40 protein-coding genes and 1 pseudogene are annotated in these 26578 nt (G+C 40.0%); 39 read left to right on the top strand and 2 right to left on the bottom strand.

Going from position 1 to position 26578, the window contains the following annotated elements:
* The first annotated feature begins 106 nt into the window (after window positions 1-106).
* The gene (locus tag ANG_RS01400) at window positions 107-493 is read left to right on the top strand and encodes a P-loop NTPase family protein (protein WP_412093897.1); all 387 of its coding nucleotides are present in this window, start codon (window positions 107-109) and stop codon (window positions 491-493) included.
* A 257-nt stretch (window positions 494-750) separates the two neighbouring features.
* Here the strand turns inward: ANG_RS01400 and ANG_RS01405 are convergent, their stop codons facing one another.
* A complete protein-coding gene (locus ANG_RS01405) occupies window positions 751-1596 on the bottom strand; it encodes a DUF975 family protein (protein WP_025271575.1) in 846 nt (281 codons plus the stop codon).
* Between the two features lie 178 nt (window positions 1597-1774).
* Between ANG_RS01405 and tgt the strand changes: the two genes are divergently transcribed.
* The 35 genes and pseudogenes from tgt (at window position 1775) to tsf (ending at window position 22479) form a co-directional block, all read left to right on the top strand.
* On the top strand, window positions 1775-2917 hold the full coding sequence (gene tgt / locus ANG_RS01410; protein WP_003034833.1) for a tRNA guanosine(34) transglycosylase Tgt: 1143 nt from the start codon (window positions 1775-1777) through the stop codon (window positions 2915-2917).
* Between the two features lie 27 nt (window positions 2918-2944).
* Window positions 2945-3582 (top strand): annotated as a pseudogene (locus ANG_RS01415) (uridine kinase family protein).
* Window positions 3583-3660: 78 nt separating this feature from the next.
* Window positions 3661-4230, top strand: coding sequence for an FUSC family protein (locus ANG_RS01420; RefSeq protein ID WP_020999869.1), 570 nt, complete (start codon window positions 3661-3663; stop codon window positions 4228-4230).
* A gap of 313 nt (window positions 4231-4543) precedes the next feature.
* Window positions 4544-4852 (top strand): 30S ribosomal protein S10, encoded by a 309-nt coding sequence (gene rpsJ / locus ANG_RS01425; RefSeq protein WP_002894478.1) that lies wholly within the window; start codon window positions 4544-4546, stop codon window positions 4850-4852.
* Window positions 4853-5057: 205 nt separating this feature from the next.
* Window positions 5058-5684 carry a 50S ribosomal protein L3 gene (rplC, locus tag ANG_RS01430; protein ID WP_003026558.1) on the top strand — a complete coding sequence of 209 codons (627 nt, stop codon included), beginning with the start codon at window positions 5058-5060 and terminating at the stop codon, window positions 5682-5684.
* 24 nt (window positions 5685-5708) lie between these two features.
* Complete coding sequence (rplD, locus tag ANG_RS01435; RefSeq protein WP_003029483.1) at window positions 5709-6332, top strand: 50S ribosomal protein L4; 624 nt, start codon at window positions 5709-5711, stop codon at window positions 6330-6332.
* A complete protein-coding gene (locus ANG_RS01440) occupies window positions 6332-6628 on the top strand; it encodes a 50S ribosomal protein L23 (RefSeq protein WP_003026555.1) in 297 nt (98 codons plus the stop codon). The genes rplD and ANG_RS01440 overlap by 1 nt, the downstream gene beginning before the upstream one ends.
* 17 nt (window positions 6629-6645) lie before the next feature.
* The gene (gene rplB / locus ANG_RS01445; RefSeq protein ID WP_003034836.1) at window positions 6646-7479 is read left to right on the top strand and encodes a 50S ribosomal protein L2; all 834 of its coding nucleotides are present in this window, start codon (window positions 6646-6648) and stop codon (window positions 7477-7479) included.
* Window positions 7480-7716: 237 nt separating this feature from the next.
* Window positions 7717-7995: a 30S ribosomal protein S19 gene (gene rpsS, locus ANG_RS01450; protein ID WP_000533765.1), complete on the top strand. Its 279-nt coding sequence runs from the start codon at window positions 7717-7719 to the stop codon at window positions 7993-7995.
* A gap of 14 nt (window positions 7996-8009) precedes the next feature.
* Window positions 8010-8354: a 50S ribosomal protein L22 gene (gene rplV / locus ANG_RS01455; protein WP_003026550.1), complete on the top strand. Its 345-nt coding sequence runs from the start codon at window positions 8010-8012 to the stop codon at window positions 8352-8354.
* Window positions 8355-8366: 12 nt separating this feature from the next.
* Window positions 8367-9020 (top strand): 30S ribosomal protein S3, encoded by a 654-nt coding sequence (gene rpsC / locus ANG_RS01460; protein WP_003034762.1) that lies wholly within the window; start codon window positions 8367-8369, stop codon window positions 9018-9020.
* Between the two features lie 3 nt (window positions 9021-9023).
* Window positions 9024-9437, top strand: a complete 414-nt coding sequence (gene rplP, locus ANG_RS01465) for a 50S ribosomal protein L16 (protein WP_003029477.1) — start codon at window positions 9024-9026, stop codon at window positions 9435-9437.
* 9 nt (window positions 9438-9446) lie between these two features.
* Entirely contained in the window at window positions 9447-9653 is a 207-nt protein-coding gene (gene rpmC / locus ANG_RS01470) for a 50S ribosomal protein L29 (protein WP_003029476.1), read from the top strand.
* A gap of 27 nt (window positions 9654-9680) precedes the next feature.
* Window positions 9681-9941, top strand: a complete 261-nt coding sequence (gene rpsQ, locus ANG_RS01475; protein WP_003026542.1) for a 30S ribosomal protein S17 — start codon at window positions 9681-9683, stop codon at window positions 9939-9941.
* 25 nt (window positions 9942-9966) lie between these two features.
* Window positions 9967-10335 carry a 50S ribosomal protein L14 gene (rplN, locus tag ANG_RS01480; protein WP_003026541.1) on the top strand — a complete coding sequence of 123 codons (369 nt, stop codon included), beginning with the start codon at window positions 9967-9969 and terminating at the stop codon, window positions 10333-10335.
* A gap of 75 nt (window positions 10336-10410) precedes the next feature.
* On the top strand, window positions 10411-10716 hold the full coding sequence (gene rplX / locus ANG_RS01485; protein WP_003026539.1) for a 50S ribosomal protein L24: 306 nt from the start codon (window positions 10411-10413) through the stop codon (window positions 10714-10716).
* A 23-nt stretch (window positions 10717-10739) separates the two neighbouring features.
* The gene (gene rplE, locus ANG_RS01490; RefSeq protein ID WP_003026536.1) at window positions 10740-11282 is read left to right on the top strand and encodes a 50S ribosomal protein L5; all 543 of its coding nucleotides are present in this window, start codon (window positions 10740-10742) and stop codon (window positions 11280-11282) included.
* Between the two features lie 17 nt (window positions 11283-11299).
* Window positions 11300-11485 carry a type Z 30S ribosomal protein S14 gene (locus ANG_RS01495; RefSeq protein WP_001085699.1) on the top strand — a complete coding sequence of 62 codons (186 nt, stop codon included), beginning with the start codon at window positions 11300-11302 and terminating at the stop codon, window positions 11483-11485.
* A gap of 185 nt (window positions 11486-11670) precedes the next feature.
* Window positions 11671-12069, top strand: coding sequence for a 30S ribosomal protein S8 (gene rpsH / locus ANG_RS01500; RefSeq protein ID WP_003026535.1), 399 nt, complete (start codon window positions 11671-11673; stop codon window positions 12067-12069).
* 242 nt (window positions 12070-12311) lie between these two features.
* On the top strand, window positions 12312-12848 hold the full coding sequence (gene rplF / locus ANG_RS01505; protein ID WP_003034760.1) for a 50S ribosomal protein L6: 537 nt from the start codon (window positions 12312-12314) through the stop codon (window positions 12846-12848).
* 81 nt (window positions 12849-12929) lie between these two features.
* Complete coding sequence (rplR, locus tag ANG_RS01510) at window positions 12930-13286, top strand: 50S ribosomal protein L18 (protein WP_003026531.1); 357 nt, start codon at window positions 12930-12932, stop codon at window positions 13284-13286.
* 18 nt (window positions 13287-13304) lie between these two features.
* Window positions 13305-13799 carry a 30S ribosomal protein S5 gene (gene rpsE / locus ANG_RS01515; RefSeq protein WP_025271576.1) on the top strand — a complete coding sequence of 165 codons (495 nt, stop codon included), beginning with the start codon at window positions 13305-13307 and terminating at the stop codon, window positions 13797-13799.
* 14 nt (window positions 13800-13813) lie between these two features.
* Entirely contained in the window at window positions 13814-13996 is a 183-nt protein-coding gene (rpmD, locus tag ANG_RS01520) for a 50S ribosomal protein L30 (RefSeq protein WP_003029471.1), read from the top strand.
* 160 nt (window positions 13997-14156) lie between these two features.
* Window positions 14157-14597, top strand: coding sequence for a 50S ribosomal protein L15 (gene rplO, locus ANG_RS01525; protein WP_003026525.1), 441 nt, complete (start codon window positions 14157-14159; stop codon window positions 14595-14597).
* A gap of 12 nt (window positions 14598-14609) precedes the next feature.
* On the top strand, window positions 14610-15917 hold the full coding sequence (secY, locus tag ANG_RS01530) for a preprotein translocase subunit SecY (protein WP_003031167.1): 1308 nt from the start codon (window positions 14610-14612) through the stop codon (window positions 15915-15917).
* 242 nt (window positions 15918-16159) lie between these two features.
* Window positions 16160-16798, top strand: coding sequence for an adenylate kinase (locus ANG_RS01535; RefSeq protein ID WP_003034799.1), 639 nt, complete (start codon window positions 16160-16162; stop codon window positions 16796-16798).
* 115 nt (window positions 16799-16913) lie between these two features.
* Window positions 16914-17132 carry a translation initiation factor IF-1 gene (gene infA, locus ANG_RS01540; protein ID WP_001029883.1) on the top strand — a complete coding sequence of 73 codons (219 nt, stop codon included), beginning with the start codon at window positions 16914-16916 and terminating at the stop codon, window positions 17130-17132.
* A 24-nt stretch (window positions 17133-17156) separates the two neighbouring features.
* Window positions 17157-17273, top strand: coding sequence for a 50S ribosomal protein L36 (gene rpmJ, locus ANG_RS10815; protein WP_001808836.1), 117 nt, complete (start codon window positions 17157-17159; stop codon window positions 17271-17273).
* Between the two features lie 15 nt (window positions 17274-17288).
* Entirely contained in the window at window positions 17289-17654 is a 366-nt protein-coding gene (gene rpsM / locus ANG_RS01545) for a 30S ribosomal protein S13 (RefSeq protein WP_002262317.1), read from the top strand.
* 19 nt (window positions 17655-17673) lie between these two features.
* Window positions 17674-18057, top strand: a complete 384-nt coding sequence (gene rpsK / locus ANG_RS01550) for a 30S ribosomal protein S11 (protein WP_001118385.1) — start codon at window positions 17674-17676, stop codon at window positions 18055-18057.
* 44 nt (window positions 18058-18101) lie between these two features.
* A complete protein-coding gene (locus ANG_RS01555; protein WP_003026514.1) occupies window positions 18102-19040 on the top strand; it encodes a DNA-directed RNA polymerase subunit alpha in 939 nt (312 codons plus the stop codon).
* Between the two features lie 11 nt (window positions 19041-19051).
* Window positions 19052-19438: a 50S ribosomal protein L17 gene (gene rplQ / locus ANG_RS01560; protein WP_003026513.1), complete on the top strand. Its 387-nt coding sequence runs from the start codon at window positions 19052-19054 to the stop codon at window positions 19436-19438.
* A 426-nt stretch (window positions 19439-19864) separates the two neighbouring features.
* Window positions 19865-20338, top strand: a complete 474-nt coding sequence (locus tag ANG_RS01565) for a sigma-70 RNA polymerase sigma factor region 4 domain-containing protein (protein ID WP_020999414.1) — start codon at window positions 19865-19867, stop codon at window positions 20336-20338.
* A 232-nt stretch (window positions 20339-20570) separates the two neighbouring features.
* Window positions 20571-21353: a 30S ribosomal protein S2 gene (gene rpsB, locus ANG_RS01570; RefSeq protein ID WP_003036542.1), complete on the top strand. Its 783-nt coding sequence runs from the start codon at window positions 20571-20573 to the stop codon at window positions 21351-21353.
* 82 nt (window positions 21354-21435) lie between these two features.
* A complete protein-coding gene (gene tsf / locus ANG_RS01575; protein WP_003026508.1) occupies window positions 21436-22479 on the top strand; it encodes a translation elongation factor Ts in 1044 nt (347 codons plus the stop codon).
* 86 nt (window positions 22480-22565) lie between these two features.
* Here tsf and ANG_RS01580 read toward each other — a convergent pair whose 3' ends face one another.
* Window positions 22566-22916, bottom strand: coding sequence for a hypothetical protein (locus ANG_RS01580; protein WP_003036598.1), 351 nt, complete (start codon window positions 22914-22916; stop codon window positions 22566-22568).
* Window positions 22917-23174: 258 nt separating this feature from the next.
* On the opposite strand from ANG_RS01580, the gene ANG_RS01585 reads away from it, so the two are divergent.
* The 3 genes from ANG_RS01585 to ANG_RS01595 are packed head-to-tail and all read left to right on the top strand — an operon-like array spanning window position 23175 to window position 26556.
* A complete protein-coding gene (locus ANG_RS01585; RefSeq protein WP_003036579.1) occupies window positions 23175-23636 on the top strand; it encodes a CtsR family transcriptional regulator in 462 nt (153 codons plus the stop codon).
* Window positions 23637-23639: 3 nt separating this feature from the next.
* Window positions 23640-26069, top strand: coding sequence for an ATP-dependent Clp protease ATP-binding subunit (locus ANG_RS01590; protein WP_003036608.1), 2430 nt, complete (start codon window positions 23640-23642; stop codon window positions 26067-26069).
* Window positions 26070-26115: 46 nt separating this feature from the next.
* Complete coding sequence (locus ANG_RS01595) at window positions 26116-26556, top strand: GNAT family N-acetyltransferase (protein WP_003036494.1); 441 nt, start codon at window positions 26116-26118, stop codon at window positions 26554-26556.
* Window positions 26557-26578: the final 22 nt, after the last annotated feature.

Here is a 26578-nt window from a genome sequence, read left to right on the forward strand (position 1 = left end):
GGCAACATTGGTGATTATCAGAGGTAATTCTGGTTCAGGAAAAACGAGTTTGGCAAAGAAATTGCAAGAATACTATGGTCGAAAGACGCTGCTCATCTCATAAGATATCGTTCGTCGTGATATGCTGAAAGAAAAGGTCAAGCCGAGCAATCTATCAATCTCTTTGACAGAAACGATCGCCCGCTATGGCTATGAGCGAGATTTGTTGGTTATCGTTGAAGGTTTTTATGAAACAGATATTTATGGGCAAATGCTAGAAAAATTGCATACTCTCTTTTATCCAAAAGTTCTGTCTTACTATTATGATTTAACGTTTGAAGAGACAGATCGCCGTCACCAAGCGAGGAACAAGAAAGCAGATTTTAGTCCAGCTGATATGAAACGTTGGTGGAAAGAATGCGATTTCTTGGGTTGGGAGGAAGCGATATTTACAGATCAGGTTTCGCTGGAAGATGCTTTTCAAAAAATTTCTAAAAATATCAATTTGTTATAAAAAATTAAGGTTGATTTAAGTTAACTTGGTTATACTATGTTTATCAAATGAAGACCTCCCAACTTTATTTGATAGAAATCCTAAACTTTTTCATAATAATCTCCCTAATAAAAGTCACCCATTGGTGGCTTTTTTCATGTAAAGTTTGCAATATAACACTTTAGCGGAATCACTTTACGAAAAATGGATACAACTCAAAAGACCTGAACAGTTTATTCAAGTCTTTTGTTGGATTGCCAATTGTTTCATGCAAGAAATTAATAAAAAATTGGAGTCTGATCTTGTTCCTTTAGCACAGCTTCATAGAAAAGAGTTTGAGCTGTATAAACGTAGGGATAGACATAAATAGATGCGATCCCCAAAGTAATAGCAGTTAGCAAGTACCAGCCAATAAAAGTTAAATCAAGTACAAATCGCTTGCCTTTATATCCTTTCATCATCTGGCGGCTTGTACGAATAATTTTAAAGGCGCTCTCATAGCTCTGGTTTTCTAATGTGTCACAAAGAATAAATTCTACTTGCGAATAAGCGTAATATTGAGGAAGTGCAACAATAATACCGATTACCATCAAAATAAAACCGATTAGAATATAAAGTAACAATGTCCCAACAGTTGTTTGAAGTGCAGTATTTTGTGAGAGAGCTTGAGAATTGGGGAGGAGTTTTATGACACTAAAACTAGCCAGAATCATCATGCCGCTTCCAATCCAGACGAAAATATTCCACAGAAATAGTAATACACGTTTGAGCAAAAGTGTCATGAAAACAGGACCAATTACTTTACTATCAAAAGTCCGAACTGAATCTGTAAAATGCACCTCTTGCCGTTTTCCACGAATGACTTCCAGTAAGGTCCAAAAAGCAGCCGTCAAAAAGAAAGATACGATAAAACTAATCGCGATTGGGAAAAGAGAACGATTGATTCCGTGGACAATCGTCTTTTGAATGCCATATTGTAAGATATTATTGGAAAAGGTATCTGAAGAATAATTGTAAACAACGGAAATAATCGCCGTTAGAATTGGTACTAAAAAGAGTGCGTAGATTCCCTTGGTTTGGCGTTGGATACGACGAGCTTCTGCTCGCAATTCACTTAAGTTCATATTTGCCTCCTATATTGAAAAATATTATACCATATGCTTCTAAGAGAAAGAAAAGTTTTTATCTACTTTATCTTTCTTCCTTTTTTTGATAAAATCATACAGGATGTTGTGAGTCAAATGAACTCACACACTGTAAAATGAAGGTCTGGGACTGTTTTTCTCAGTATCGGAGGTAAAAATGTCAGATTCACCGATTCAATATCGTTTGATTAAAAAAGAGAAGCACACAGGTGCTCGTTTGGGAGAAATTATCACGCCGCATGGCACTTTTCCAACTCCCATGTTTATGCCCGTGGGAACTCAGGCAACTGTAAAAACGCAGTCACCAGAAGAACTCAAAGAAATGGGTTCAGGGATTATTTTATCCAATACCTACCATCTCTGGTTGCGGCCGAGTGATGAGCTGATTGCGCGTGCTGGTGGGCTTCATAAATTTATGAACTGGGATCAGGCTATTCTGACAGACAGCGGTGGTTTTCAAGTTTATTCCTTGGCAGACAGCCGTAACATCACCGAAGAAGGGGTGACCTTCAAGAATCACCTGAACGGCGCAAAAATGTTCCTCTCTCCAGAAAAGGCCATTTCTATTCAAAACAATCTAGGTAGTGACATCATGATGTCCTTTGATGAATGCCCGCAGTTCTATCAACCGTACGATTATGTCAAGAAATCCATTGAGCGGACCAGCCGCTGGGCAGAGCGTGGACTCAAAGCGCATCGCCATCCGCATGACCAGGGTCTCTTTGGGATTGTGCAGGGTGCTGGTTTTGAAGATTTGCGCCGCCAGTCAGCTCATGATTTGGTTAGCATGGATTTTCCAGGTTATTCCATAGGTGGTCTCGCTGTTGGAGAATCTCACAAAGAAATGAATGCAGTATTGGACTTTACAACCCCGATGTTACCCGAAAACAAGCCCCGCTACCTCATGGGAGTGGGTGCCCCAGACAGTTTGATAGACGGTGTCATTCGCGGAGTAGATATGTTTGACTGTGTCTTGCCGACCCGAATCGCTCGAAATGGGACTTGTATGACTAGCGAAGGGCGTTTAGTCATTAAAAATGCTCAATATGCAGAAGATTTCACGCCGCTGGATCATAACTGTGATTGCTACACCTGCAAAAACTATACGCGTGCTTATCTTCGTCATTTACTTAAGGCTGATGAAACCTTTGGGCTCCGTCTAACCAGCTATCATAATCTCTATTTCCTCATCAATCTGATGAAAAATGTTCGCCAAGCCATTCTAGATGACAATTTGCTTGAATTTCGTGAAGATTTTGTCGAGAAGTACGGCTACAACTATTCTAAGAGAAATTTTTAAAGCCGTCGTAAGAGGAAGTAGGTGCTGATGTTTGATGAAAGAAGTTTGCTGCAAAATATAGAAGCATATCTGTCGAAGGGTAAAAAGGGAACGGTTGCGATTTACGATCATGGTGCTTCTGGAAAATCTACTTTTGCCAAACGTTTAGTAGAAAGTCTGGGGCGAGAGTGAGTTAATCTGCTGGTGGCTGATCCTTATATATAGACGGGGAATATCGTGACTTGCTGGCGGTTAAAGAGTTTCCAGAGCAAAAAGTGACAGCCTGTATTCCAGCAGCTCATGAATTGAAGAGTTTGGAACGTGATATAAGAGCCTTGCAATCTGGCTGCGATATAGTGACGATTGACCAGCCTTGGGCACCAAGTCAGCAACTTTCAGCAGAAAAACCAATTTTAATTGTTGAAGGCATGTCAGTTGCTTTTCTGCCGAAAGAGCTGTTTGATTTGTCTATTTGTTTTTACACCGATGCAGCAACGGAATTAGAGCGTCGCTTGTCCCGTGATGTAGCAGTACGCAATCGGCAGCCTGAGTGGATTGAGAGAACGCACCAAGCACGTCGTGAGCAATACGAGCGTTATTATAGACCTTATCAAGACCTTGCAGATATATTGGTCTGTCAATCGGGAAATACTTTTAAGGTTAAAAATCTCTATTTTAAAAAATAAAGTTACGTTAAGCTAGTTTTAAGGTTGAAAAGTTATTCTATATTTATCCTAAAACTTTTCTTTTTCATAATCTCCCAAATGCCACTACATCATGTTAGTGGTGTTTTTGTTTGGGAAATGCTCTTTGCGATTGATTGGTTTAGTGTTACAATTAGAACAAATAATCAAGGAGATAAAAAAATGAAATTAAATTCACTCGATTTTAAAATCGTTGTCTCAGTTATGTTTTGTATTGTAAGTGCCTGGCTCATTCCTTTTTTAGATATTTTACCAGCTAGCTTCGTTTTCTGCTTTGTTGTGTGTGCAGGAAGAGGGTCTGGCAAGCAAAAAAGTGGATATTATCGGATTTTAGCAACTTTGATAGGTGGTTTAGCGGCTGTTCTTCTGATTTACTGTTATCATTTCATCCCAAGTAAGATAACGTTGTTCTGTCTGTTAATGTTAGCTATCCTTGGAACTCTATATGTTAGCAGATTGGTTGCCTTACCTCCTTTCTTAGCGAGAATTGCAGTTTTAACATTACTGATTGTTGCGATTATGGGAAAAGGAGACTTACTCTACGCAGGAAATCGACTGTTGTCCACAATTTATGGTGCTTTTGTTGCTTGGGGTGTTTCAATAGTACCAATAAAGCAAGACAAAAAATAATATTCAATACTCATTATTTAGAAAACATGAACAAGAGAAATTAGCAAGTTTTCTCTTGCTTTTTTATTCTTCGCCGAGCTAAATTCGTTTTTTTGCCTTGCAAAGTCTCTTTTTGTCAAAAAAATCTCAAAAAAATTCTCAAATCCCTTGCAATCAGTAAGGCTTTGTGTTATTCTATTATGGTGCTGTGAAAAACAGTCTGTAGCTTTGATGCAAGAGGTTGCGACACGCTCGGTTGCATTGCCACGCAATGGCGTCTCGGTTTTCTTGTGGAGCTAGCCTATTATCTTAAATAGACGAAAAGGAGAAAAAGATGGCAAACAAAAAAATCCGTATCCGTTTGAAAGCATACGAACATCGTACACTTGATACAGCGGCTGCAAAAATCGTAGAAACTGCTACTCGTACAGGTGCAGAAGTTGCAGGACCAATCCCACTTCCAACTGAACGCAGCCTCTACACAATCATTCGTGCGACTCACAAATACAAAGATTCTCGCGAACAATTTGAAATGCGTACACACAAACGCTTGATTGACATCATCAACCCAACTCAAAAAACAGTTGATGCTTTGATGAAATTGGATCTTCCAAGTGGTGTGAACGTAGAGATTAAACTTTAATCAAATATTAAGAAATCGTTCAAGTGAAATTGAACACAGGCTGATAGCTGTGCAAAAAAGATAAACTTCCTAGTGTTCATCGAACACGGCGTCAGTTTCCTATTTTTGCCAGGCTCTCTTAACGCCCTTAATATCTTAATCTTGAGCATAAAAAACGCTCGTTAAAAACTTTTTGAATAATTTATAGAAAAGGAAACATTTTCTCATGACAAAAGGAATCTTAGGGAAAAAAGTGGGAATGACTCAAATCTTCACTGAAGCTGGCGAATTGATCCCTGTAACTGTTGTTGAAGCAACACCAAACGTGGTTCTTCAAGTAAAAACAGTTGAAACAGATGGTTATAACGCTGTTCAAGTCGGTTTTGACGACCTTCGTGATGTATTGAGCAACAAACCTGCTAAAGGACATGTAGCGAAAGCTAACACGGCTCCTAAGCGCTTCATTCGTGAATTCAAAAACATTGAAGGCTTAGAGGTCGGTGCAGAAATCACAGTGGATACATTCGAAGCTGGCGATGTTGTTGATGTAACAGGAACTTCAAAAGGTAAAGGTTTCCAAGGTGTTATCAAACGCCACGGTCAATCACGTGGTCCAATGGCTCACGGTTCTCGTTATCACCGTCGTCCTGGTTCTATGGGACCAGTTGCGCCTAACCGTGTTTTCAAAAACAAACACTTGGCAGGACGCATGGGTGGCAACCGTGTAACGATTCAAAACCTTGAAATCGCACAAGTTGTTCCAGAGAAAAACGTTATCCTCATCAAAGGTAACGTGCCTGGTGCTAAGAAATCTCTTATCACTATCAAGTCAGCAGTTAAAGCTGGTAAATAATAAAGAAAGGGGAAATCAGTCACAATGGCAAACGTAAAATTATTTGACCAAACTGGTAAAGAAGCTGGTGAAGTAGTTCTTAACGATGCAGTATTTGGTATTGAGCCAAATGAATCAGTTGTCTTTGACGTTGTTATCAGTCAACGTGCAAGCCTTCGTCAAGGAACTCACGCTGTTAAAAACCGCTCTGCAGTATCAGGTGGCGGACGCAAACCATGGCGTCAAAAAGGAACTGGACGTGCGCGTCAAGGTTCTATTCGCTCTCCACAATGGCGTGGTGGTGGTACCGTATTTGGTCCAACTCCTCGTTCATATGCCTACAAACTTCCACAAAAAGTTCGTAGATTGGCACTTAAATCAGTTTATTCTGAAAAAGTTGCTGAAAACAAATTCGTAGCTGTAGACAGCCTTTCATTTACAGCTCCAAAAACTGCTGAGTTTGCGAAAGTACTTGCTGCGCTTAGCATTGATTCAAAAGTACTTGTAATTCTTGAAGAAGGAAATGAATTTGCTGCACTTTCAGCTCGTAACCTTCCAAATGTAAAAGTTGCAACTGCAACAACTGCAAGTGTTCTTGACATCGTAAATAGCGACAAACTTCTTGTTACTAAAGAAGCTATCTCTACAATCGAGGAGGTTCTTGCATAATGAATTTGTATGACGTAATCAAAAAGCCTATCATCACAGAAAGCACAATGGCTCTTCTTGAAGAAGGCAAATACGTATTTGAAGTGGACACTCGTGCTCATAAACTTTTGATCAAACAAGCGGTTGAAGCTGCTTTTGACGGAGTGAAAGTTGCAAATGTGAACACAATCAATGTAAAACCAAAAGCAAAACGCGTTGGACGTTACACTGGTTTTACAAATAAAACTAAAAAAGCTATCATCACTCTTACAGCTGATTCTAAAGCAATCGAGTTGTTCGGTGCTGAAGCAGAATAATCTAAGGAGGAAATATCGTGGGAATCAGAGTTTATAAACCAACTACAAATGGTCGCCGTAATATGACTTCTTTGGATTTCGCTGAAATCACAACGAGCACTCCAGAAAAAACTTTGCTTGTTTCTTTGAACAACAAAGCTGGTCGTAACAACAACGGTCGTATCACTGTTCGTCACCAAGGCGGTGGACACAAACGCCATTACCGTTTGATTGACTTCAAACGTAACAAAGACGGTGTTGAAGCAGTTGTTAAAACAATCGAATACGATCCAAATCGTTCAGCAAACATCGCTCTTGTACATTACACTGACGGTGTGAAAGCTTACATCATCGCTCCTAAAGGTCTTGAAGTTGGTCAACGCATCGTTTCTGGACCAGAAGCGGATATTAAAATCGGAAATGCTCTTCCACTTGCTAATATCCCAGTTGGTACATTGATTCATAATATTGAATTGAAACCAGGACATGGTGGTGAATTGGTACGTGCTGCTGGAGCTTCTGCCCAAGTATTGGGACAAGAAGGTAAATATGTTCTTGTTCGTTTGCAATCAGGCGAAGTTCGCATGATTCTTGGAACTTGCCGTGCAACTGTCGGTGTTGTTGGAAATGAACAACATGGACTGGTTAACCTTGGTAAGGCTGGACGCAGCCGCTGGAAAGGCATCCGCCCAACAGTCCGCGGTTCTGTAATGAACCCGAACGATCACCCACACGGTGGTGGTGAAGGTAAAGCACCAGTTGGTCGTAAAGCACCATCTACTCCATGGGGCAAACCTGCTCTTGGACTTAAAACTCGTAACAAGAAAGCTAAATCCGACAAACTTATTATTCGTCGTCGCAACGAGAAATAGGCGGCTGAGCAGAAGTTTAGCGGTTTAGCTACCAAATTTCATTGCGAAACCTTGGCAAAGTTGATTAGATGTGTAGCAAGGCTGGTAGCTATAGCTAACTAGCAATCAACCACTGCCCCTCGTGAGTTGTTACATACTTATAATTAGCGAGCTAACTCGCAAAATTCCGCCAGCTCGGTAGCGCTGATTGTCAGTGCAAGCCGTTGTGGTACATATTTTAAAGGAGAAAACATAAAAATGGGACGCAGTCTTAAAAAAGGACCTTTCGTCGATGAGCATTTGATGAAAAAAGTTGAAGCTCAAGCCAACGACGAAAAGAAAAAAGTCATCAAAACTTGGTCACGTCGCTCTACGATTTTCCCAAGTTTCATCGGATATACAATTGCAGTTTATGATGGACGTAAACATGTTCCTGTTTACATCCAAGAAGACATGGTAGGGCACAAACTTGGTGAATTTGCACCAACTCGTACTTACAAAGGTCACGCTGCTGACGACAAGAAAACACGTAGATAAGAGAGGAGAAAAACATGGCAGAAATTACTTCAGCTAAAGCAATGGCTCGTACAGTGCGCGTTTCACCTCGTAAATCTCGTCTAGTTCTTGACAATATCCGCGGGAAAGACGTCGCTGACGCAATCGCAATCTTGAAATTCACACCAAACAAAGCTGCTGGCATTATCGAAAAAGTGTTGAACTCAGCAATCGCTAATGCAGAAAACAACTTTGGTTTGGAAAAAGCAAACTTGGTAGTATCTGAAGCTTACGCAAACGAAGGACCAACAATGAAACGTTTCCGTCCACGCGCAAAAGGTTCAGCTTCACCAATCAACAAACGCACTAGCCACATCACAGTGGTCGTTGCAGAAAAATAAGGAGGTAAAATCGTGGGTCAAAAAGTACATCCAATAGGTATGCGTGTCGGTATCATCCGTGACTGGGATGCCAAATGGTATGCTGAAAAAGAATACGCGGATTACCTTCATGAAGATCTTGCAATCCGTAAATTCGTTCAAAAAGAATTAGCTGACGCAGCTGTTTCAACTATTGAAATCGAACGCGCAGTAAATAAAGTAAACGTTTCTCTTCACACTGCTAAACCAGGTATGGTTATCGGTAAAGGTGGAGCAAACGTTGATGCATTTCGTGCAAAACTTAACAAATTGACTGGTAAACAAGTCCACATCAACATCATTGAAATCAAAACACCAGATTTGGATGCTCATCTTGTTGGTGAAGGAATTGCTCGCCAATTAGAACAACGTGTTGCTTTCCGTCGCGCTCAAAAACAAGCAATCCAACGTACCATGCGTGCGGGAGCTAAAGGAATTAAAACTCAAGTATCTGGCCGCTTGAACGGTGCTGATATCGCTCGTAGTGAAGGGTATTCTGAAGGAACTGTTCCGCTTCATACGCTTCGTGCAGATATTGATTACGCTTGGGAAGAAGCAGATACTACTTACGGTAAACTTGGTGTTAAAGTCTGGATTTACCGTGGAGAAGTTCTTCCAGCTCGTAAAAACACTAAAGGAGGTAAATAACCAATGTTAGTACCTAAACGTGTTAAACACCGTCGCGAATTTCGTGGTAAAATGCGCGGTGAAGCTAAAGGTGGTAAGGAAGTGGCATTTGGAGAATATGGTCTTCAAGCAACTACTAGCCATTGGATCACAAACCGCCAAATCGAAGCTGCTCGTATCGCTATGACGCGTTACATGAAACGTGGTGGTAAGGTTTGGATTAAAATCTTCCCACACAAATCATACACTGCCAAAGCTATCGGGGTTCGTATGGGATCTGGGAAAGGTGCTCCAGAAGGTTGGGTTGCACCAGTTAAACGTGGTAAAGTGATGTTTGAAATCGCTGGTGTGCCTGAGGAAGTTGCTCGCGAAGCGCTTCGTCTTGCAAGCCACAAATTACCAGTTAAAACAAAATTCGTGAAACGTGAAGCAGAATAAGGAGAAGGCATGAAACTTAATGAAGTAAAAGAATTTGTTAAAGAACTTCGTGGTCTTTCTCAAGAAGAACTCGCGAAGCGTGAAAGAGAATTGAAGAAAGAATTGTTTGATCTTCGTTTCCAAGCAGCAACAGGTCAATTAGAACAAACCGCACGCTTGAAAGAAGTGAAAAAGCAAATCGCTCGTATCAAAACTGTTCAATCAGAAATGAAATAATAGACTTGGGAAAGGAGAAATTCTAAAATGGAACGTAATCAACGTAAAACGCTTGTTGGACGCGTCGTTTCTGACAAGATGGATAAAACAATCACAGTTGTAGTTGAAACAAAACGTAACCACCCAGTCTATGGTAAGCGTATTAACTACTCTAAAAAATACAAAGCGCATGATGAAAATAACATCGCTAAGGAAGGCGATATTGTTCGTATCATGGAAACTCGTCCGCTTTCAGCTACAAAACGCTTCCGTCTTGTAGAAGTTGTAGAAGAAGCAGTTATCATCTAATCAAACCAGAAAGGAGAAAACTTAAATGATTCAAACAGAAACTCGTTTGAAAGTTGCTGACAACAGCGGTGCCCGCGAAATCTTGACAATCAAAGTTCTTGGTGGTTCAAAGCGTAAATTCGCTAGCATTGGCGATGTCATCGTTGCATCTGTAAAACAAGCTACTCCTGGTGGTGCGGTTAAAAAAGGTGACGTTGTAAAAGCGGTTATCGTTCGTACTAAATCAGGTGCTCGTCGCAAAGATGGTTCATACATCAAATTTGACGAAAATGCTGCAGTGATTATCCGTGATGATAAAACACCTCGCGGGACACGTATCTTTGGTCCAGTTGCACGCGAATTGCGTGAAGGTGGATTCATGAAGATCGTCTCACTTGCTCCAGAAGTACTTTAATCAAAAACAAACTAAGTCCCCTATCTTTGATAGATAGGGTGCCCGTCAGGGCGTAAGAAATCAAAGGAGAAACCAATGTTTGTAAAAACTGGCGACAAAGTTCGCGTGATTGCTGGTAAAGACAAAGGTGTTGAAGCCAAAGTCGTTGCCGCACTTCCAAAAGTAAATAAAGTTGTTGTTGAAGGTGTGAACATCATCAAGAAACACCAAAAACCGAATAACGAAAATCCTCAAGGTGCTATCGTGGAAAAAGAAGCACCAATCCATGTGTCTAATGTTCAAGTGTTGGACAAAAATGGTGTTGCAGGACGTGTTGGCTACAAGTTTGTAGACGGCAAAAAAGTTCGTTACAATAAAAAATCAGGCGAAGTGCTTGACTAATCACGAAGGAAAGGAGAAGTATAATGGCTAATCGTTTAAAAGAAAAATATCTTAATGAAGTAGTTCCTGCTTTGACTGAAAAGTTTAACTACTCATCTGTTATGGCTGTGCCAAAAGTGGATAAAATCGTTTTGAACATGGGTGTTGGAGATGCTGTATCAAATGCTAAAAATCTTGAAAAAGCTGCTGAAGAGCTTGCTCTTATCTCAGGTCAAAAACCACTTATCACTAAAGCTAAAAAATCTATCGCCGGCTTCCGTCTTCGTGAAGGTGTAGCGATTGGTGCTAAGGTAACTCTTCGCGGCGAACGCATGTATGAATTCTTGGATAAATTGGTTACTGTATCACTTCCACGTGTTCGTGACTTCCACGGTGTTCCAACAAAATCATTTGATGGACGCGGAAACTACACACTTGGTGTGAAAGAACAATTGATTTTCCCAGAAATCAACTTTGATGATGTCGACAAGACTCGCGGTCTTGACATTGTTATTGTAACAACTGCTAACACGGATGAAGAATCACGTGAATTGCTTACAGGCCTTGGAATGCCTTTTGCAAAATAATCTAGGAGGTAAATAAATTGGCTAAAAAATCAATGATTGCTAAGAACAAACGCCCTGCGAAGTTCTCTACGCAAGCTTACACTCGTTGCGAACGTTGTGGTCGTCCACATTCAGTTTACCGCAAGTTTAAACTTTGCCGTGTTTGCTTCCGCGAGTTAGCATACAAAGGACAAATTCCAGGCGTTACCAAAGCTTCTTGGTAATTATAGCTTCCATTTTCGCCGTGAGTCGTCGTTATTCGCTCTTGTCTAACCTAAGTTATGCTTGCGAGCGAATGCCTAGACTCACTTAGAAAATGAAATTTATAAATAAAATAATATTCTGAGCCTAGCTCAATCATTAACTAGCAAGTGAATTATCAAACTACTAGTAAGAGGAGAAAAACAAAATGGTTATGACTGACCCAATTGCAGACTTTTTGACACGTATTCGTAATGCGAATCAAGCAAAACATGAAGTGCTAGAAGTACCTGCATCAAATATCAAAAAAGGGATTGCTGAAATCCTTAAACGCGAAGGTTTTGTGAAGAACGTTGAGTACATTGAAGATGATAAACAAGGTGTTATTCGTGTATTCCTTAAATACGGTCAAAACGGTGAAAAAGTTATCACTGGTTTGAAACGTGTTTCAACACCAGGACTTCGTGTTTACAAAAAATGTGAAGATCTTCCAAAAGTCTTGAATGGACTTGGAATTGCGATTATCTCAACATCTGAAGGCTTGTTGACTGACAAAGAAGCACGCCAAAAGAATGTTGGTGGGGAAGTAATCGCCTACGTTTGGTAATTGCATGATACAAAGAGCGTGACGGACAAAGTGAAAATAGGAAATCTAGCGATGAATGCTCACATTCAAGATAGATTTATCTTTTCCCCACAGGCCGTAGCTCGTGTTCAGATTGGCAAAACTGATTTGAATGATATATTTGAATAAAACGTTAGAACTATCATACAAACTGCTATGATAGTTGCCCCGTGAAAACTGGCCGTCCTCGGACGACCTGACAATTTAACAGGAGAAAAAATAACATGTCACGTATTGGTAATAAAGTTATCGTATTGCCTGCTGGTGTCGAATTGACAAACAAAGACAATGTCGTAACTGTAAAAGGACCTAAAGGAGAACTCACTCGTACGTTCTCTAAAGATATTGATATTCGTGTGGAAGGAACTGAAGTAACTCTTCACCGTCCAAACGATACAAAAGAAATGAAAACAATCCACGGAACAACTCGTGCTCTTTTGAACAACATGGTTGTTGGTGTATCAGAAGGATTCAAGAAAGAACTTGAAATGCGTGGGGTTGGTTACCGTGCTCAACTTCAAGGCAAAAAGCTTGTGCTTTCAGTTGGTAAATCTCATCCAGACGAAGTAGAAGCACCAGAAGGCATCACTTTTGAACTTCCAAACCCAACGACTATCGTTATCAGCGGAATTTCAAAAGAAGTAGTTGGACAAACTGCAGCTTACGTACGTAGCCTGCGTGCTCCAGAGCCATACAAAGGTAAAGGTATCCGCTACGTTGGTGAATTCGTTCGCCGTAAAGAAGGTAAAACTGGTAAATAATGTTATAAGGTTGTTTTTCAACCAAGATATTTATTTCCAACTTTGTGCTTAGGCACACAATAAAATTAAGAGGTGAAAATTGTGATTTCGAAACCAGATAAAAATAAAGTCCGCCAAAAACGCCATCGTCGCGTTCGCGGAAAACTCTCTGGAACTGCTGATCGCCCACGTTTGAACGTATTCCGTTCTAATACAGGCATCTACGCTCAAGTAATTGATGACGTAGCGGGTGTAACGCTCGCAAGCGCTTCAACTCTTGACAAAGAAGTTTCAAAAGGAACTAAAACTGAACAAGCCGTTGTTGTCGGCAAACTTGTTGCTGAACGTGCAGTTGCTAAAGGTATTACTGAAGTGGTGTTTGACCGCGGTGGATATCTATATCACGGACGTGTAAAAGCTTTGGCTGATGCAGCTCGTGAAAACGGATTGAAATTCTAATAGGGAGGACACTAAAAAATGGCATTTAAAGACAATGCAGTTGAACTTGAAGAACGCGTAGTTGCGATTAACCGTGTTACAAAAGTTGTTAAAGGTGGACGTCGTCTTCGTTTTGCGGCTCTTGTAGTTGTTGGTGACCGTAATGGTCGTGTTGGTTTTGGTACTGGTAAAGCTCAAGAAGTACCAGAAGCAATTCGCAAAGCCGTTGAAGATGCAAAGAAAAACCTAATTGAAGTACCAATGGTTGGCACAACAATTCCTCACGAAGTAACATCTGAATTTGGTGGAGCTCGTGTCTTGTTGAAACCAGCTGTAGAAGGTGCTGGAGTGGCTGCTGGTGGTGCTGTTCGTGCCGTCATCGAATTGGTAGGTGTAGCAGATGTAACATCTAAATCACTTGGTTCTAACACTCCAATCAACATCGTTCGCGCAACTGTTGAAGGTTTGAAACGATTAAAACGCGCTGAAGAAGTTGCTGCCCTTCGTGGTATTTCAGTTTCTGACTTAGCATAAGAAAGGAGATTCATATGGCTCAAATTAAAATTACTTTGACAAAGTCTCCAATCGGACGCATTCCGTCACAACGTAAAACTGTTGTAGCACTTGGACTTGGCAAATTAAATAGCTCAGTTATCAAAGAAGATAATGCTGCTGTTCGTGGTATGATTACAGCAGTATCACACTTGGTAACTGTTGAAGAAGTTAAGTAAGCAATCATTTCGCTAACAAAACTTTAAATTGAAATAAACTAGGGGATGAGAGGATTTTCTCAGCCCCTAAAACTAAATATGTGTATAGGCGAGTTTGCAGTAGGGACACCTTTTCCCTGCTGCGAGCGCTAGCATTTTACAAAAGAGGAGAAAAAATATAATGAAACTTCATGAATTACAACCTGCTACAGGTTCTCGTAAAGTCCGCAACCGTGTTGGACGTGGTACTTCATCTGGTAATGGTAAAACAGCTGGACGTGGTCAAAAAGGTCAAAAAGCTCGTAGTGGTGGTAAAGTTCGTCTTGGTTTTGAAGGTGGACAAACACCATTGTTCCGTCGCATGCCAAAACGTGGTTTCTTGAACATCAATCGTAAAGAATATGCAATTGTAAATCTTGATCAATTGAATGTTTTTGAAGACGGGGCAGAAGTAACTCCAGTTGTCCTTATCGAAGCAGGGATTGTAAAAGCTGAAAAATCTGGTGTTAAGATTCTTGGTAACGGCGAATTGACAAAGAAATTGACTGTGAAAGCAGCTAAATTCTCTAAATCAGCCGAAGAAGCTATCACTGCTAAAGGTGGTTCAGTGGAAGTCATCTAAGCGAGGTGACCTATGTTTTTTAAACTATTAAAAGATGCATTAAAAATCAAACAGGTTCGTTCAAAAATTCTCTTTACAATTTTTATTGTATTAGTATTTCGAATTGGTACGACGATTACTGTTCCAGGTGTTAATGCAAAAAGCTTGGAAGCTCTTAACGGGCTTTCATTTCTAAACATGCTCAGCCTTGTGTCAGGTAATGCTTTGCGAAATTTCTCAGTATTTGCATTGGGAGTTAGTCCGTATATTACCGCCTCTATTGTTGTTCAATTGCTACAAATGGATATTTTACCTAAGTTTGTAGAATGGGGCAAGCAAGGTGAAGTTGGACGAAGAAAGTTAAATCAAGCAACGCGCTATATTGCCTTAGTCTTGGCGTTTGTTCAATCTATCGGTATTACAGCAGGTTTCCATACCTTGTCTAGTGCTAAGTTGGTGGCAACGCCTAACTGGCAAACTTATTTGCTGATTGGTTTCCTTTTGACAACAGGTTCTATGATTGTGACTTGGTTAGGGGAACAAATCACAGATAAAGGCTATGGTAATGGTGTTTCTATGATTATCTTTGCAGGTATCGTAGCAGCAATTCCAGGAATGATTAAGAGTATATATGTAGACTACTTTGTCAATGTACCAAGCAGCCGTATTACTTCATCTATCATTTTTGTTACTATTTTGATTATAGCTGTTTTACTCATTGTTTACTTTACAACCTTCGTTCAACAAGCAGAATACAAAATTCCAATCCAGTATACAAAGATTGCGCAAGGTGCGCCTTCTAGCTCATACCTTCCTTTGAAGGTCAATCCGGCAGGTGTTATTCCGGTTATCTTTGCAAGTTCGATTACTGCCGCACCTGCAGCTATTTTCCAATTTTTGACAGCTACAGGTCACAATACACAGTGGGTTCGAGTGGCTCAGTCCTTGTTTGCAACAACAACCGCAAGCGGAATTGTGATGTACGCACTCTTGATTATTTTGTTTACATTTTTCTATACATTTGTACAAATCAATCCAGAGAAAACTGCAGAGAATTTGCAAAAGAGCGGTGCCTATATTCATGGTGTCCGTCCGGGCAAAGGTACAGAAGAATACATGTCCAAGCTGCTTCGTCGCTTGGCAACAGTTGGTTCACTTTTCTTAGGCTTTATTTCGATTTTACCGATTTTAGCAAAAGATTTATTTGGATTGACAGATGCTGTTGCTTTGGGTGGTACTAGTTTGTTGATTATTATTGCAACTGGTATTGAAGGGATGAAACAACTTGAAGGTTATCTTCTAAAGAGAAAATATACTGGCTTTATGAATACAACAGAATAGAAACAGAGTAAAGAAAGATATTCTATACTTTCAAAAGCAATTTGCGTTAAAGTACGAACGCAGTGGTTGATGATGAAAATGAGTTTTTGTTTTCATCCTGAATCAACTATGTTGCGGGGTGGGAGAGCAAATCGAAAATCATAGATTTTCTGAAGTCTGTCCCACTCTTTCTATTTTGTTTTTAAACAAGTTTATTAAGAATTTATAATAGATTTATTTAAAAACAAAAAAGGAGAAGGATCATGAATCTTTTGATTATGGGCTTGCCAGGTGCAGGCAAGGGGACTCAAGCAGCCAAAATCGTTGAGGAATTTGGTGTTGCGCATATCTCAACAGGGGATATGTTCCGTGCAGCTATGGCAAACCAAACTGAAATGGGGGTACTTGCGAAATCATATATTGACAAAGGTGAATTAGTGCCAGATGAAGTGACTAATGGAATTGTCAAAGAACGTTTAGCACAAGATGATATTAAAGAAAAAGGTTTTTTATTAGATGGCTACCCACGCACCATTGATCAAGCACATGCACTGGATCAGATACTTGCTGAACTTGGGCTTACTTTAGACGGGGTTATTAATATCGAAGTGGATCCTAACAGCTTGCTAGAGCGCTTGAGCGGACGGATTATTCACAAAAAAACGGGAGAAACCTTCCATAAAGTCTTCAATCCACCAGCAGATTATAATGAAGAGGATTATTATCAACGTGAGGATGACAAGCCAGAAACTGTGAAACGTCGTTTGGATGTCAATATTGCTCAAGGAGCACCAATTATTGAGCACTATCGTTCTCAAAGCTTGGTTTATGATATTCAAGGAAATCAAGAGATTGATGATGTATTTAAAGATATTGAAAAAGTCTTGTTGAAGTTAAAATAAAAGCGTTTGTTATACTTGCAATATTTGACAAGTAGTGATACAATAAATTAGTCTGACTTATAATTGTTACCTCTGTGCTCAGAGGAATGAATCGAAATTTAGGGGGTGCTTTTGCGTGGCAAAAGACGATGTGATTGAAGTTGAAGGCAAAGTAGTTGATACAATGCCGAATGCAATGTTTACGGTTGAACTTGAAAATGGACATCAGATTTTAGCAACAGTTTCTGGTAAAATTCGTAAAAACTATATTCGTATTTTAGCGGGAGACCGTGTTACTGTCGAGATGAGTCCTTATGATTTGACACGTGGACGGATCACTTACCGCTTTAAATAATCGAAATACTTGGAGGGATAAGAAATGAAAGTAAGACCATCGGTCAAACCAATTTGCGAATACTGCAAAGTTATTCGTCGTAATGGTCGTGTTATGGTGATTTGCCCAGCAAATCCAAAACACAAACAACGTCAAGGATAATAGAAAGGAGAAAAAATGGCTCGTATTGCTGGAGTTGATATTCCAAATGACAAACGTGTAGTTGTTTCACTGACTTATGTATACGGTATTGGTCTTCCAACATCTAAGAAAATTTTAGCAGCTGCTGGAGTTTCAGAGGATATTCGTGTGAAAGATTTAACATCTGATCAAGAAGACGCTATCCGTCGTGAAGTGGATGCTATCAAAGTTGAAGGTGACCTTCGTCGTGAAGTAAACTTAAACATCAAACGTTTGATGGAAATTGGTTCATATCGTGGAATCCGTCATCGTCGTGGACTTCCTGTACGTGGACAAAACACTAAGAACAACGCTCGCACTCGTAAAGGTAAAGCAGTTGCGATTGCTGGTAAGAAAAAATAATATAAGGAGGTAAAAAGTCTTGGCTAAACCAACACGTAAACGTCGTGTGAAGAAAAATATCGAATCTGGTATTGCTCATATTCACGCTACATTTAACAACACTATTGTTATGATTACTGATGTGCATGGTAACGCAATTGCTTGGTCATCTGCCGGAGCTCTTGGATTTAAAGGTTCTCGTAAATCTACACCATTTGCTGCCCAAATGGCATCTGAAGCTGCTGCAAAGTCTGCACAAGAACACGGTCTTAAATCAGTTGAAGTTACTGTTAAAGGTCCAGGTTCTGGTCGTGAGTCAGCTATTCGTGCTCTTGCTGCCGCTGGTCTTGAAGTAACAGCTATTCGTGATGTGACTCCTGTGCCACACAATGGTGCTCGTCCTCCAAAACGTCGCCGTGTATAATCATAAACCATTACACTGCTTTTCGTTTAAGAGGGAGTAACTAAATGATTGAGTTTGAAAAACCAAATATAACAAAAATTGATGAAAATAAAGACTATGGCATATTTGTAGTAGAACCACTAGAACGTGGTTATGGTACAACGCTTGGGAACTCACTTCGCCGTGTACTTCTTGCATCTCTACCAGGTGCTGCTGTGACATCTATCAATATCGAAGGTGTTCTACACGAGTTTGATACAGTTCCAGGTGTCCGTGAAGACGTCATGCAAATTATTTTGAACGTCAAAGGGATTGCTGTAAAATCTTACGTCGAAGACGAAAAGACAATTGAGCTTGATGTTGAAGGTCCTGCAGAAATCACTGCCGGTGATATTTTGACAGATAGTGATATTGAAATTGTAAATCCTGATCATTATCTCTTTACAATTGGTGAAGGTGCTAGCTTAAAAGCTATTATGACCGTAAATACAGGTCGTGGTTATGTACCGGCTGATGAAAATAAAAAAGATGATGCACCAGTAGGGACGCTTGCGGTAGATTCAATCTATACGCCGGTGAAAAAAGTTAATTATCAAGTTGAACCAGCTCGCGTTGGTAGCAATGATGGTTTTGATAAATTAACTCTTGAAATCATGACAGATGGGACGATTATTCCAGAAGATGCTCTAGGGCTTTCTGCGCGCATTTTAACGGAACATTTAGACCTGTTTACTAACTTAACTGAAGTAGCAAAATCTACCGATGTGATGAAAGAAACAGAAAAAGTTTCAGATGATCGTGTGTTGGATCGTACAATTGAAGAATTAGATTTGTCAGTTCGTTCGTACAACTGTTTGAAACGTGCTGGTATCAATACTGTATTTGATTTGACAGAAAAAACCGAACCTGAAATGATGAAAGTAAGAAATCTAGGACGTAAGAGTCTTGAAGAAGTGAAAGTAAAACTTGCTGATCTCGGTCTTGGATTAAAAAACGATAAATAAAGGAGGAAAACATGGCTTACCGTAAACTAGGACGCACTAGCTCACAACGTAAAGCAATGCTTCGCGACTTGACCACTGACTTGATTATCAACGAATCAATTGTGACAACAGAAGCTCGTGCTAAAGAAATCCGTAAAACAGTTGAAAAAATGATTACTTTGGGTAAACGTGGTGATTTGCATGCTCGTCGTCAAGCAGCAGCTTTTGTTCGTAACGAAATTGCATCAGAAAACTATGATGAAGAAACAGAAAAGTATACTTCAACTACTGCTCTTCAAAAATTATTCTCTGATTTAGCTCCTCGTTATGCAGAACGTAACGGTGGATATACTCGTATCCTTAAAACTGAACCACGTCGTGGTGATGCTGCTCCAATGGCAATCATTGAATTAGTATAATTTTTATCAATTTTGTTGAGTGTTATGATGATGGAGTAATGTTACTCTTAGTCTAGCTCTGGTCTACCGCTAGGATTTTTCCTAGCGGGAACACTCATCTTATGATAAGAAAAGTAGACGCTTGTTTACGAAATTGCTTTTACAAAAAAACAATTTCGTAAGCAGGCGTTTTTTAGAATTTCATAATCGATGCTTCACTACAGAATTTACAGAATTATAATGCTGAATTTATCATGAAAACTCCCAAACAGACATCTGTTAATTTTAACTTTATCCGCTGAAAAGAATGTAAAAGTACCTGAAGAGATAGATAGGTGTATTAAGAAGTGCGAAATAGAAACCGAAAAGAGTAGAACAGCTACCCAGCTCTCCTAAAAGCTTCAAGTTTGTTATCCTTAAAAGGTAAGAAAAAGGAAGGAGAAGAAGATGGAGTTCAAGGAGTTATATGCCAAGGTGAGAGGAATTGTACTAAAGTGCTGTCGGGAATATTATGTCCACCTGTGGGAGTTAAGTGATTGGGACCAAGAGGGAATGTTGGTGCTCTATCAGTTGGTAAGCCAGTATCCGCAGCTGGTAGAAGAAGAAAGTCAGCTCTATGTTTACTATAAGACCAAGTTCCGGAATCATATCCTGGACATCCTCCGTAAACAGGAAAGTCAAAAACGCAAACTTGATCGTCAAGCTTATGAAGAAGTGAGCGAGATTGGTCACAAGCTCAGCCTAAAAGAACTATATCTGGATGAATTGGTGATTCTCCGAGACCAGCTAAAGAGCTATCAAGCTCAACTGAGCCCAGAGAAACAGGAGCAGTACGAGCGCTTACTAGCCGATGAACGGTTCAAAGGCCGCCAAGCTATGATTCGAGAATTAAGAGCCTACTTAAAAGATTATAGTGATTAAGATAAGTCAGGACTTTCCCTTTTAAAAGGTTATAAATTTCGAATGATTTTCTTCGTGCATTTGGCATGAAAAAGCAGAAACCCTCTTGTAAAATGGAAGAAATTTTGATATGATAGTAGATGTCGTGTAATCGGCAAATACTCATTTCAGATGAATTGTGAAGCCGTTGCCTACGGGTGGTTTTGCGAGTTGAAATCTGGGAGAGGAAAAAACAAAAAAGGAGACATTACTCATGGCAGTAATTTCAATGAAACAACTTCTTGAGGCTGGTGTACACTTTGGTCACCAAACTCGTCGCTGGAACCCTAAGATGGCGAAGTATATCTTCACAGAACGTAACGGTATCCACGTTATCGACTTGCAACAAACTGTAAAATTTGCAGATCAAGCATACGACTTTATGCGTGATGCGGCTGCTAACGATGCAGTTATCTTGTTTGTTGGTACGAAAAAACAAGCTGCTGATGCTGTAAAAGAAGAAGCAGAACGTGCTGGTCAATACTACATCAACCACCGTTGGTTGGGTGGAACGCTTACAAATTGGGAAACGATTCAAAAACGTGTTGCTCGTTTGAAAGAAATCAAACGTATGGAAGAAGACGGAATTTTTGATGTTCTTCCTAAAAAAGAAGTCGCTCTTCTTAACAAACAACGCGCTCGTCTTGAAAAATTCTTGGGTGGTATCGAAGAAATGCCACGTATTCCAGATGTGATGTATGTTGTGGATCCACATAAAGAACAAATCGCTGTTAAAGAAGCTAAGAAATTAGGTATTCCAGTTGTAGCGATGGTGGATACAAATACAGATCCAGATGACATTGATGTCATCATTCCAGCTAACGACGATGCTATTCGTGCTGTTAAGTTAATCACTGCGAAAATGGCTGATGCAATTATCGAAGGCCGCCAAGGTGAAGATAACGTTGAATCAGTAGAAGCAGAATTAGCTGCAGCTGATTCACAAGCAGATTCTATCGAAGAAATCGTTGAAGTTGTCGAAGGCTCAAACGAATAATCAAGTAACGAACTTATGGGGCGGGGCCTAGCCCTCCCTTTTTTATTAAATAAAACCGTAATATTTTAATTGGAGGATCAAAATGGCAGAAATTACAGCTAAGCTTGTAAAAGAATTGCGCGAAAAATCTGGTGCTGGTGTCATGGACGCTAAAAAAGCACTTGTAGAAGTAGATGGCGATATCGAAAAAGCAATTGAATTGCTTCGTGAAAAAGGTATGGCAAAAGCTGCTAAAAAAGCAGACCGTGTTGCTGCTGAAGGATTGACTGGTGTCTATGTAAACGGCAATGTTGCCGCTATCGTTGAAGTGAACTCAGAAACAGACTTTGTAGCAAAAAATGCTCAATTCGTTGAATTGGTAAACGAAACAGCTAAAGTAATCGCAGAAGGCAAACCAGCTAACAACGAAGAAGCTCTTGCTTTGACAATGCCTTCAGGTGAAACACTTGAAGCTGCTTATGTTAGTGCAACTGCTACAATCGGAGAAAAAATCTCATTCCGTCGTTTTGCAGTTGTTGAAAAAGCAGATGATCAAGTATTTGGAGCTTACCAACACAATGGTGGACGTATCGGCGTTATCACAGTTCTTTCAGGTAGTGACGAAGATCTTGCAAAACACGTGGCAATGCATGTTGCAGCTATGAAGCCTTCTGTTCTTTCATACAAAGAATTGAGCGAAGAATTTATCCATGATGAATTGGCTCAAATGAACCACAAAATTGATCAAGACAACGAAAGTCGTGCAATGGTTGGTAAACCAGCGCTTCCACACTACAAATTTGGTTCTAAACTTCAATTGACGGATGAAGTGATTGCACAAGCTGAAGAAGACATCAAAGCTGGTCTTGCAGCTGAAGGTAAGCCAGAAAAAATCTGGGATAAAATTATTCCTGGTAAAATGGATCGCTTCATGCTGGACAATACAAAAGTTGACCAAGCTTACACATTACTTGCGCAAGTCTATATCATGGACGACAGCAAGACTGTTGAAGCATTCCTTGAAAGTCAAGGTGTGACAATTGCAAGCTTCACTCGTTTTGAAGTAGGTGACGGTATTGAAAAAGCTGCCAATGATTTTGAATCAGAAGTAGCTGCTACGATGGCTGCTGCTCTTGGTCAAAACTAAGGCAATCAATAGTTAGCGTTTAAATCATAAATAAAAAGGTTAGAGAGCTGATATAACTCTCTAGCCTTTTCTAATAGTGTCTGTGATTATTTTACAATTTTTTTCGTGAATCCCTTGTGAGAAATCACAGAGTCTACAAAGATTAAAACGATTAAAGAAATTAGTAGATAGGTAATTTCGGAGTAGGTAAAAGCGATTCGATATGTTTGTGTAAAGAGAATAGCACAGACACTTACAGCAATGATGGCTAAATCAATTGTCCATTTTGTTTTAGGGTTTATTGAAGACGGTTCAAATAAAAATGGAGCAAATAAGCAGATGACTAACGGGATGACTTGGACATCCACATAATCAGCAGAAATAACTGTAAAAAAGAATAAAGTTGAAACCAACCAAACCAGTACATGACGTGTATATTTGAACCAATCCATTTTCATTCATTTGGCCTCCTTTATTGATATCGTCAAATTTTCATCTATATTATAACGCTTTAAAATTAAAAGGCAAGCGTTTACACTTAAATTGTTGCTAGTAGATAAGCTTTTTCACTTGCTTGAATAATCAGACTTTTCAGTTTTTCATTTAGCGCTTTCTCTTTCAAAAATGGAAGAATTTCGGTATAATATTAGTCAAAGATAGTCAATGTCAGTTGTGGATATGATTTATAGAATGAGGTCTAAAGGGAAGGAGTTGGCATGAGTAGTAAAAATACATCAGATAGTATTGAAGAATATATTAAAACTCTTTTGGCGCAGGCAGGAATTGCAGAGTTGAAGCGAAGTGAGATTGCAGATGTTTTTCAAGTTGTTCCTAGTCAGATAAACTATGTAATAAAGACACGATTTACAGAAAGTCGTGGCTATATTGTTGAAAGTAAGCGTGGTGGAGGTGGCTACATTCGGATTGGTCGAATTGAATTTTCCAATCACCATGAGTTGCTTTGTGATTTGTTGCATAGCGTTGGTGAGCAGATTAGCCATCAGGTCTTTACAGATATTATTCAGCTGTTATTTGATGAACAGATCATGACAGAACGAGAAGGGAATCTTCTTTTAGCGACGACAACAGACAGGGTATTGGGAGTAAATGCTGCACAGATTCGTGCGCGGATGTTAAAGAAAATTTTACAACAAGTTGATAGAAAAGGGAGAAACTAATATATGAAATATTCAAAAGCTTTGACAGAAAGTATTGAGTCGGCACAACTGTTAGCGAGTCATTTTGAAACGGATTATTTGGAGTCTTGGCAGCTGTTGATTGCTATGGCAAATAATCCTTATAGTGTTGCTGGTTCAGTTTTAAATGATTACCCACTTGAAATTGATGATTTTGAGAAAGCAGCCTTTCATATCACAGGAAAGATTTATCAACAAGAGGGAAGCTTTACCATTTGGCCATTTTCTCATCGTATGAAAGTGTTGTTTTTAACAGCTGAGCGAATTGCAGAGGCTGTGCATGCTAAGAATCTTGGGACAGAGCATGTGTTGTTAGCTATGCTGTTTGACCGAGGAAGTTTGGCGGCACGTCTCCTTGAATTTACAGGCTTTAGCTATGAGGATAAAGAAGGCGTTTTACGTATGACCGATCTTCGGAAAAACTTAGAGCATAAGGCTAGCTGGGGTAAAGAAGATATAAAAGCTATTCGCCACTTAAATAAAAATATTGCTGCAGCGAAACAAACGATGGCCAATATGATGGGGATGCCTCCTTCTACTAGTGGCGGACTAGAAGATTATACCCGTGATTTAACCGAAATGGCTCGTGCTGGTCTTTTAGAACCGGTCGTTGGGCGTGATAAAGAGATTTCTCGCATGCTTCAGATTTTAAGTCGCAAGACGAAAAATAATCCAGTGTTGGTAGGAGATGCAGGAGTTGGGAAGACAGCATTAGCCCTTGGTTTGGCGCAACGTGTGGCAGCTGGTCAAGTTCCAAATGAGCTTGCAAAGATGAGAGTTTTAGAGCTAGATTTAATGAATGTGGTGGCTGGAACTCGTTTTCGTGGTGATTTTGAGGAACGGATGAACAATATTATCAATGATATTGAAGCAGATGGACATGTCATTCTTTTCATTGATGAGCTTCATACTATTATGGGGTCGGGTAGCGGGATTGACTCGACATTAGATGCAGCGAACATTCTCAAGCCAGCTTTAGCTAGAGGGACGCTCAGAACGGTCGGCGCAACGACACAAGAAGAGTACCAGAAATATATTGAAAAGGACGCAGCTCTTTCACGGAGATTTGCCAAGATTACTATTGAAGAGCCGACGGTAGCTGATAGTATTGCGATTTTACAGGGGCTCAAGAAAAGTTATGAAGAACACCACAAAGTGGTGATTACAGATTCAGCGATTGAGACAGCTGTTAAGTATGCTCATCGTTATCTAACAAGCAAACACCTACCTGACTCGGCGATTGATTTGCTAGATGAAGCTGCTGCAACGGTACAAAATAAAGGTCCACAAAATCATGTGAAAGCAGAATTGAGTGCAGCAGACGAGGCTTTAATGGCAGGCGATTGGAAAAAGGTTGGCGCTTTGTTGGAGAAAGAAAGTCAGCCAATTGTCTACAAACTAAAGGTTAAAGACGAGGATATTTTGGCAACACTCAGCGGTTTATCGGGCATTCCTGTGCAAAAGTTGACGCAAACAGATGCGAAGAAATACCTTCATTTAGAAAAGGAACTTCACAAACGGGTCATTGGGCAAAATGAAGCAATTTCTGCTATCAGTCGAGCGATTCGGCGCAATCAATCCGGCATCCGCACCAGCAAACGTCCCATCGGCTCCTTTATGTTCTTAGGGCCAACCGGGGTCGGAAAAACTGAGCTAGCTAAGGCTTTGGCAGAAGTTCTCTTTGATGACGAAACGGCACTGATTCGTTTTGATATGAGTGAATACATGGAAAAATTTGCTGCCAGTCGCCTTAATGGAGCGCCTCCAGGTTATGTTGGTTATGAAGAAGGGGGCGAATTGACTGAAAAAGTTCGCAATCGTCCGTACTCTGTGCTCCTCTTTGATGAGGTAGAAAAAGCTCATCCTGATATTTTCAATGTGCTTCTCCAAGTCTTAGATGACGGGGTGCTGACAGACAGCAAGGGGCGTAAGGTGGATTTTTCCAATACCATTATCATTATGACCAGCAATCTTGGTGCGACAAGTTTACGGGACGACAAGACGGTTGGGTTCGGAGCAAGAGATGTTCGTTTTGATCATGAAAATATGGAAAAACGAATGATGGAAGAGCTAAAGAAAGCTTATCGTCCAGAATTTATTAACCGAATTGATGAAAAGGTTGTTTTTCACAGTTTGACTAGCGAAGACATGCAGGAAGTAGTGAAAATTATGGTGCAACCGCTCATTTCTAGTCTTGCAGAAAAAGGAATTAAACTCAAATTCCAGCCGAGTGCTTTGAAGCTTCTAGCTCAAGAGGGCTATGATCCTGAAATGGGAGCTCGTCCATTGCGTCGAATTCTACAAACTCGGGTGGAAGACCATTTATCAGAATTACTTTTAGCAGGTGAGCTAAAAACGGGACAAAGCTTAAAAGTCGGTGTCAAGGCTGGAAAATTGAAGTTTGAAGTGCTCTGAGTTTTTATTCGAAGCATTCATCAGGGAATAGATAAGGTATTTTAATATGGACATTCGTGAAATGGTAGAAGAAGATTACGACCAAGTTTACCAATTATGGCTGTCATGTGCAGGTATGGGCTTAAATCATTTGGATGATTCTAAGGAGGGGATTGCACAGTTTCTAAAAAGGAACCCTCAAACTTGTCTGGTAGCAGTAGAAAATCAAATAATTATTGGAGCGATTTTAGTTGGCTTTGATGGTCGAAGGGCATATATCTATCATACAGCTGTTCATCCGAGTTACCGTAGGAGAGGGATTGCTCGGAAGTTGGTTGAGACAGTTTTAACTGTCTTAGATGAGTTAAAAATTCACAAGGTTGCCTTGGTTGTCTTTAAAAGGAATGCAGAAGGAAACAAGTTTTGGGAGAAATTAGGATTCTCTGTTCGAGAAGATCTCATTTACCGCAATCAAGCAAGGACTGAAATGACTCGGATAGATACCTAGTAGAAATTGCTCTTTCAATAAA

This window comes from Streptococcus anginosus subsp. whileyi MAS624 (genome assembly GCF_000478925.1).
Lineage (GTDB): Bacteria > Bacillota > Bacilli > Lactobacillales > Streptococcaceae > Streptococcus > Streptococcus whileyi.

Bases quoted from the DNA above. Each gene is read 5' to 3' on its own strand.
- ANG_RS01585 (WP_003036579.1), top strand. From the start codon at position 23,175: ATGAGTAGTAAAAATACATCAGATAGTATTGAAGAATATATTAAAACT.
- ANG_RS01440 (WP_003026555.1), top strand. From the start codon at position 6,332: ATGAATTTGTATGACGTAATCAAAAAGCCTATCATCACAGAAAGCACA.
- rpmJ (WP_001808836.1), top strand. From the start codon at position 17,157: ATGAAAGTAAGACCATCGGTCAAACCAATTTGCGAATACTGCAAAGTT.
- rplV (WP_003026550.1), top strand. From the start codon at position 8,010: ATGGCAGAAATTACTTCAGCTAAAGCAATGGCTCGTACAGTGCGCGTT.
- tgt (WP_003034833.1), top strand. From the start codon at position 1,775: ATGTCAGATTCACCGATTCAATATCGTTTGATTAAAAAAGAGAAGCAC.
- ANG_RS01565 (WP_020999414.1), top strand. From the start codon at position 19,865: ATGGAGTTCAAGGAGTTATATGCCAAGGTGAGAGGAATTGTACTAAAG.
- rpsS (WP_000533765.1), top strand. From the start codon at position 7,717: ATGGGACGCAGTCTTAAAAAAGGACCTTTCGTCGATGAGCATTTGATG.
- ANG_RS01535 (WP_003034799.1), top strand. From the start codon at position 16,160: ATGAATCTTTTGATTATGGGCTTGCCAGGTGCAGGCAAGGGGACTCAA.
- rpmD (WP_003029471.1), top strand. From the start codon at position 13,814: ATGGCTCAAATTAAAATTACTTTGACAAAGTCTCCAATCGGACGCATT.
- rpsE (WP_025271576.1), top strand. From the start codon at position 13,305: ATGGCATTTAAAGACAATGCAGTTGAACTTGAAGAACGCGTAGTTGCG.
- rpsM (WP_002262317.1), top strand. From the start codon at position 17,289: ATGGCTCGTATTGCTGGAGTTGATATTCCAAATGACAAACGTGTAGTT.
- rplO (WP_003026525.1), top strand. From the start codon at position 14,157: ATGAAACTTCATGAATTACAACCTGCTACAGGTTCTCGTAAAGTCCGC.
- rpmC (WP_003029476.1), top strand. From the start codon at position 9,447: ATGAAACTTAATGAAGTAAAAGAATTTGTTAAAGAACTTCGTGGTCTT.
- rpsH (WP_003026535.1), top strand. From the start codon at position 11,671: ATGGTTATGACTGACCCAATTGCAGACTTTTTGACACGTATTCGTAAT.
- ANG_RS01555 (WP_003026514.1), top strand. From the start codon at position 18,102: ATGATTGAGTTTGAAAAACCAAATATAACAAAAATTGATGAAAATAAA.
- secY (WP_003031167.1), top strand. From the start codon at position 14,610: ATGTTTTTTAAACTATTAAAAGATGCATTAAAAATCAAACAGGTTCGT.
- rpsQ (WP_003026542.1), top strand. From the start codon at position 9,681: ATGGAACGTAATCAACGTAAAACGCTTGTTGGACGCGTCGTTTCTGAC.
- ANG_RS01595 (WP_003036494.1), top strand. From the start codon at position 26,116: ATGGACATTCGTGAAATGGTAGAAGAAGATTACGACCAAGTTTACCAA.
- ANG_RS01580 (WP_003036598.1), bottom strand. From the start codon at position 22,916: ATGAAAATGGATTGGTTCAAATATACACGTCATGTACTGGTTTGGTTG.
- rplD (WP_003029483.1), top strand. From the start codon at position 5,709: ATGGCAAACGTAAAATTATTTGACCAAACTGGTAAAGAAGCTGGTGAA.
- ANG_RS01405 (WP_025271575.1), bottom strand. From the start codon at position 1,596: ATGAACTTAAGTGAATTGCGAGCAGAAGCTCGTCGTATCCAACGCCAA.
- ANG_RS01420 (WP_020999869.1), top strand. From the start codon at position 3,661: ATGCCACTACATCATGTTAGTGGTGTTTTTGTTTGGGAAATGCTCTTT.
- tsf (WP_003026508.1), top strand. From the start codon at position 21,436: ATGGCAGAAATTACAGCTAAGCTTGTAAAAGAATTGCGCGAAAAATCT.
- rpsJ (WP_002894478.1), top strand. From the start codon at position 4,544: ATGGCAAACAAAAAAATCCGTATCCGTTTGAAAGCATACGAACATCGT.
- ANG_RS01590 (WP_003036608.1), top strand. From the start codon at position 23,640: ATGAAATATTCAAAAGCTTTGACAGAAAGTATTGAGTCGGCACAACTG.
- rplQ (WP_003026513.1), top strand. From the start codon at position 19,052: ATGGCTTACCGTAAACTAGGACGCACTAGCTCACAACGTAAAGCAATG.
- rplC (WP_003026558.1), top strand. From the start codon at position 5,058: ATGACAAAAGGAATCTTAGGGAAAAAAGTGGGAATGACTCAAATCTTC.
- rplF (WP_003034760.1), top strand. From the start codon at position 12,312: ATGTCACGTATTGGTAATAAAGTTATCGTATTGCCTGCTGGTGTCGAA.
- rplE (WP_003026536.1), top strand. From the start codon at position 10,740: ATGGCTAATCGTTTAAAAGAAAAATATCTTAATGAAGTAGTTCCTGCT.
- rplP (WP_003029477.1), top strand. From the start codon at position 9,024: ATGTTAGTACCTAAACGTGTTAAACACCGTCGCGAATTTCGTGGTAAA.
- rpsB (WP_003036542.1), top strand. From the start codon at position 20,571: ATGGCAGTAATTTCAATGAAACAACTTCTTGAGGCTGGTGTACACTTT.
- rplX (WP_003026539.1), top strand. From the start codon at position 10,411: ATGTTTGTAAAAACTGGCGACAAAGTTCGCGTGATTGCTGGTAAAGAC.
- rplN (WP_003026541.1), top strand. From the start codon at position 9,967: ATGATTCAAACAGAAACTCGTTTGAAAGTTGCTGACAACAGCGGTGCC.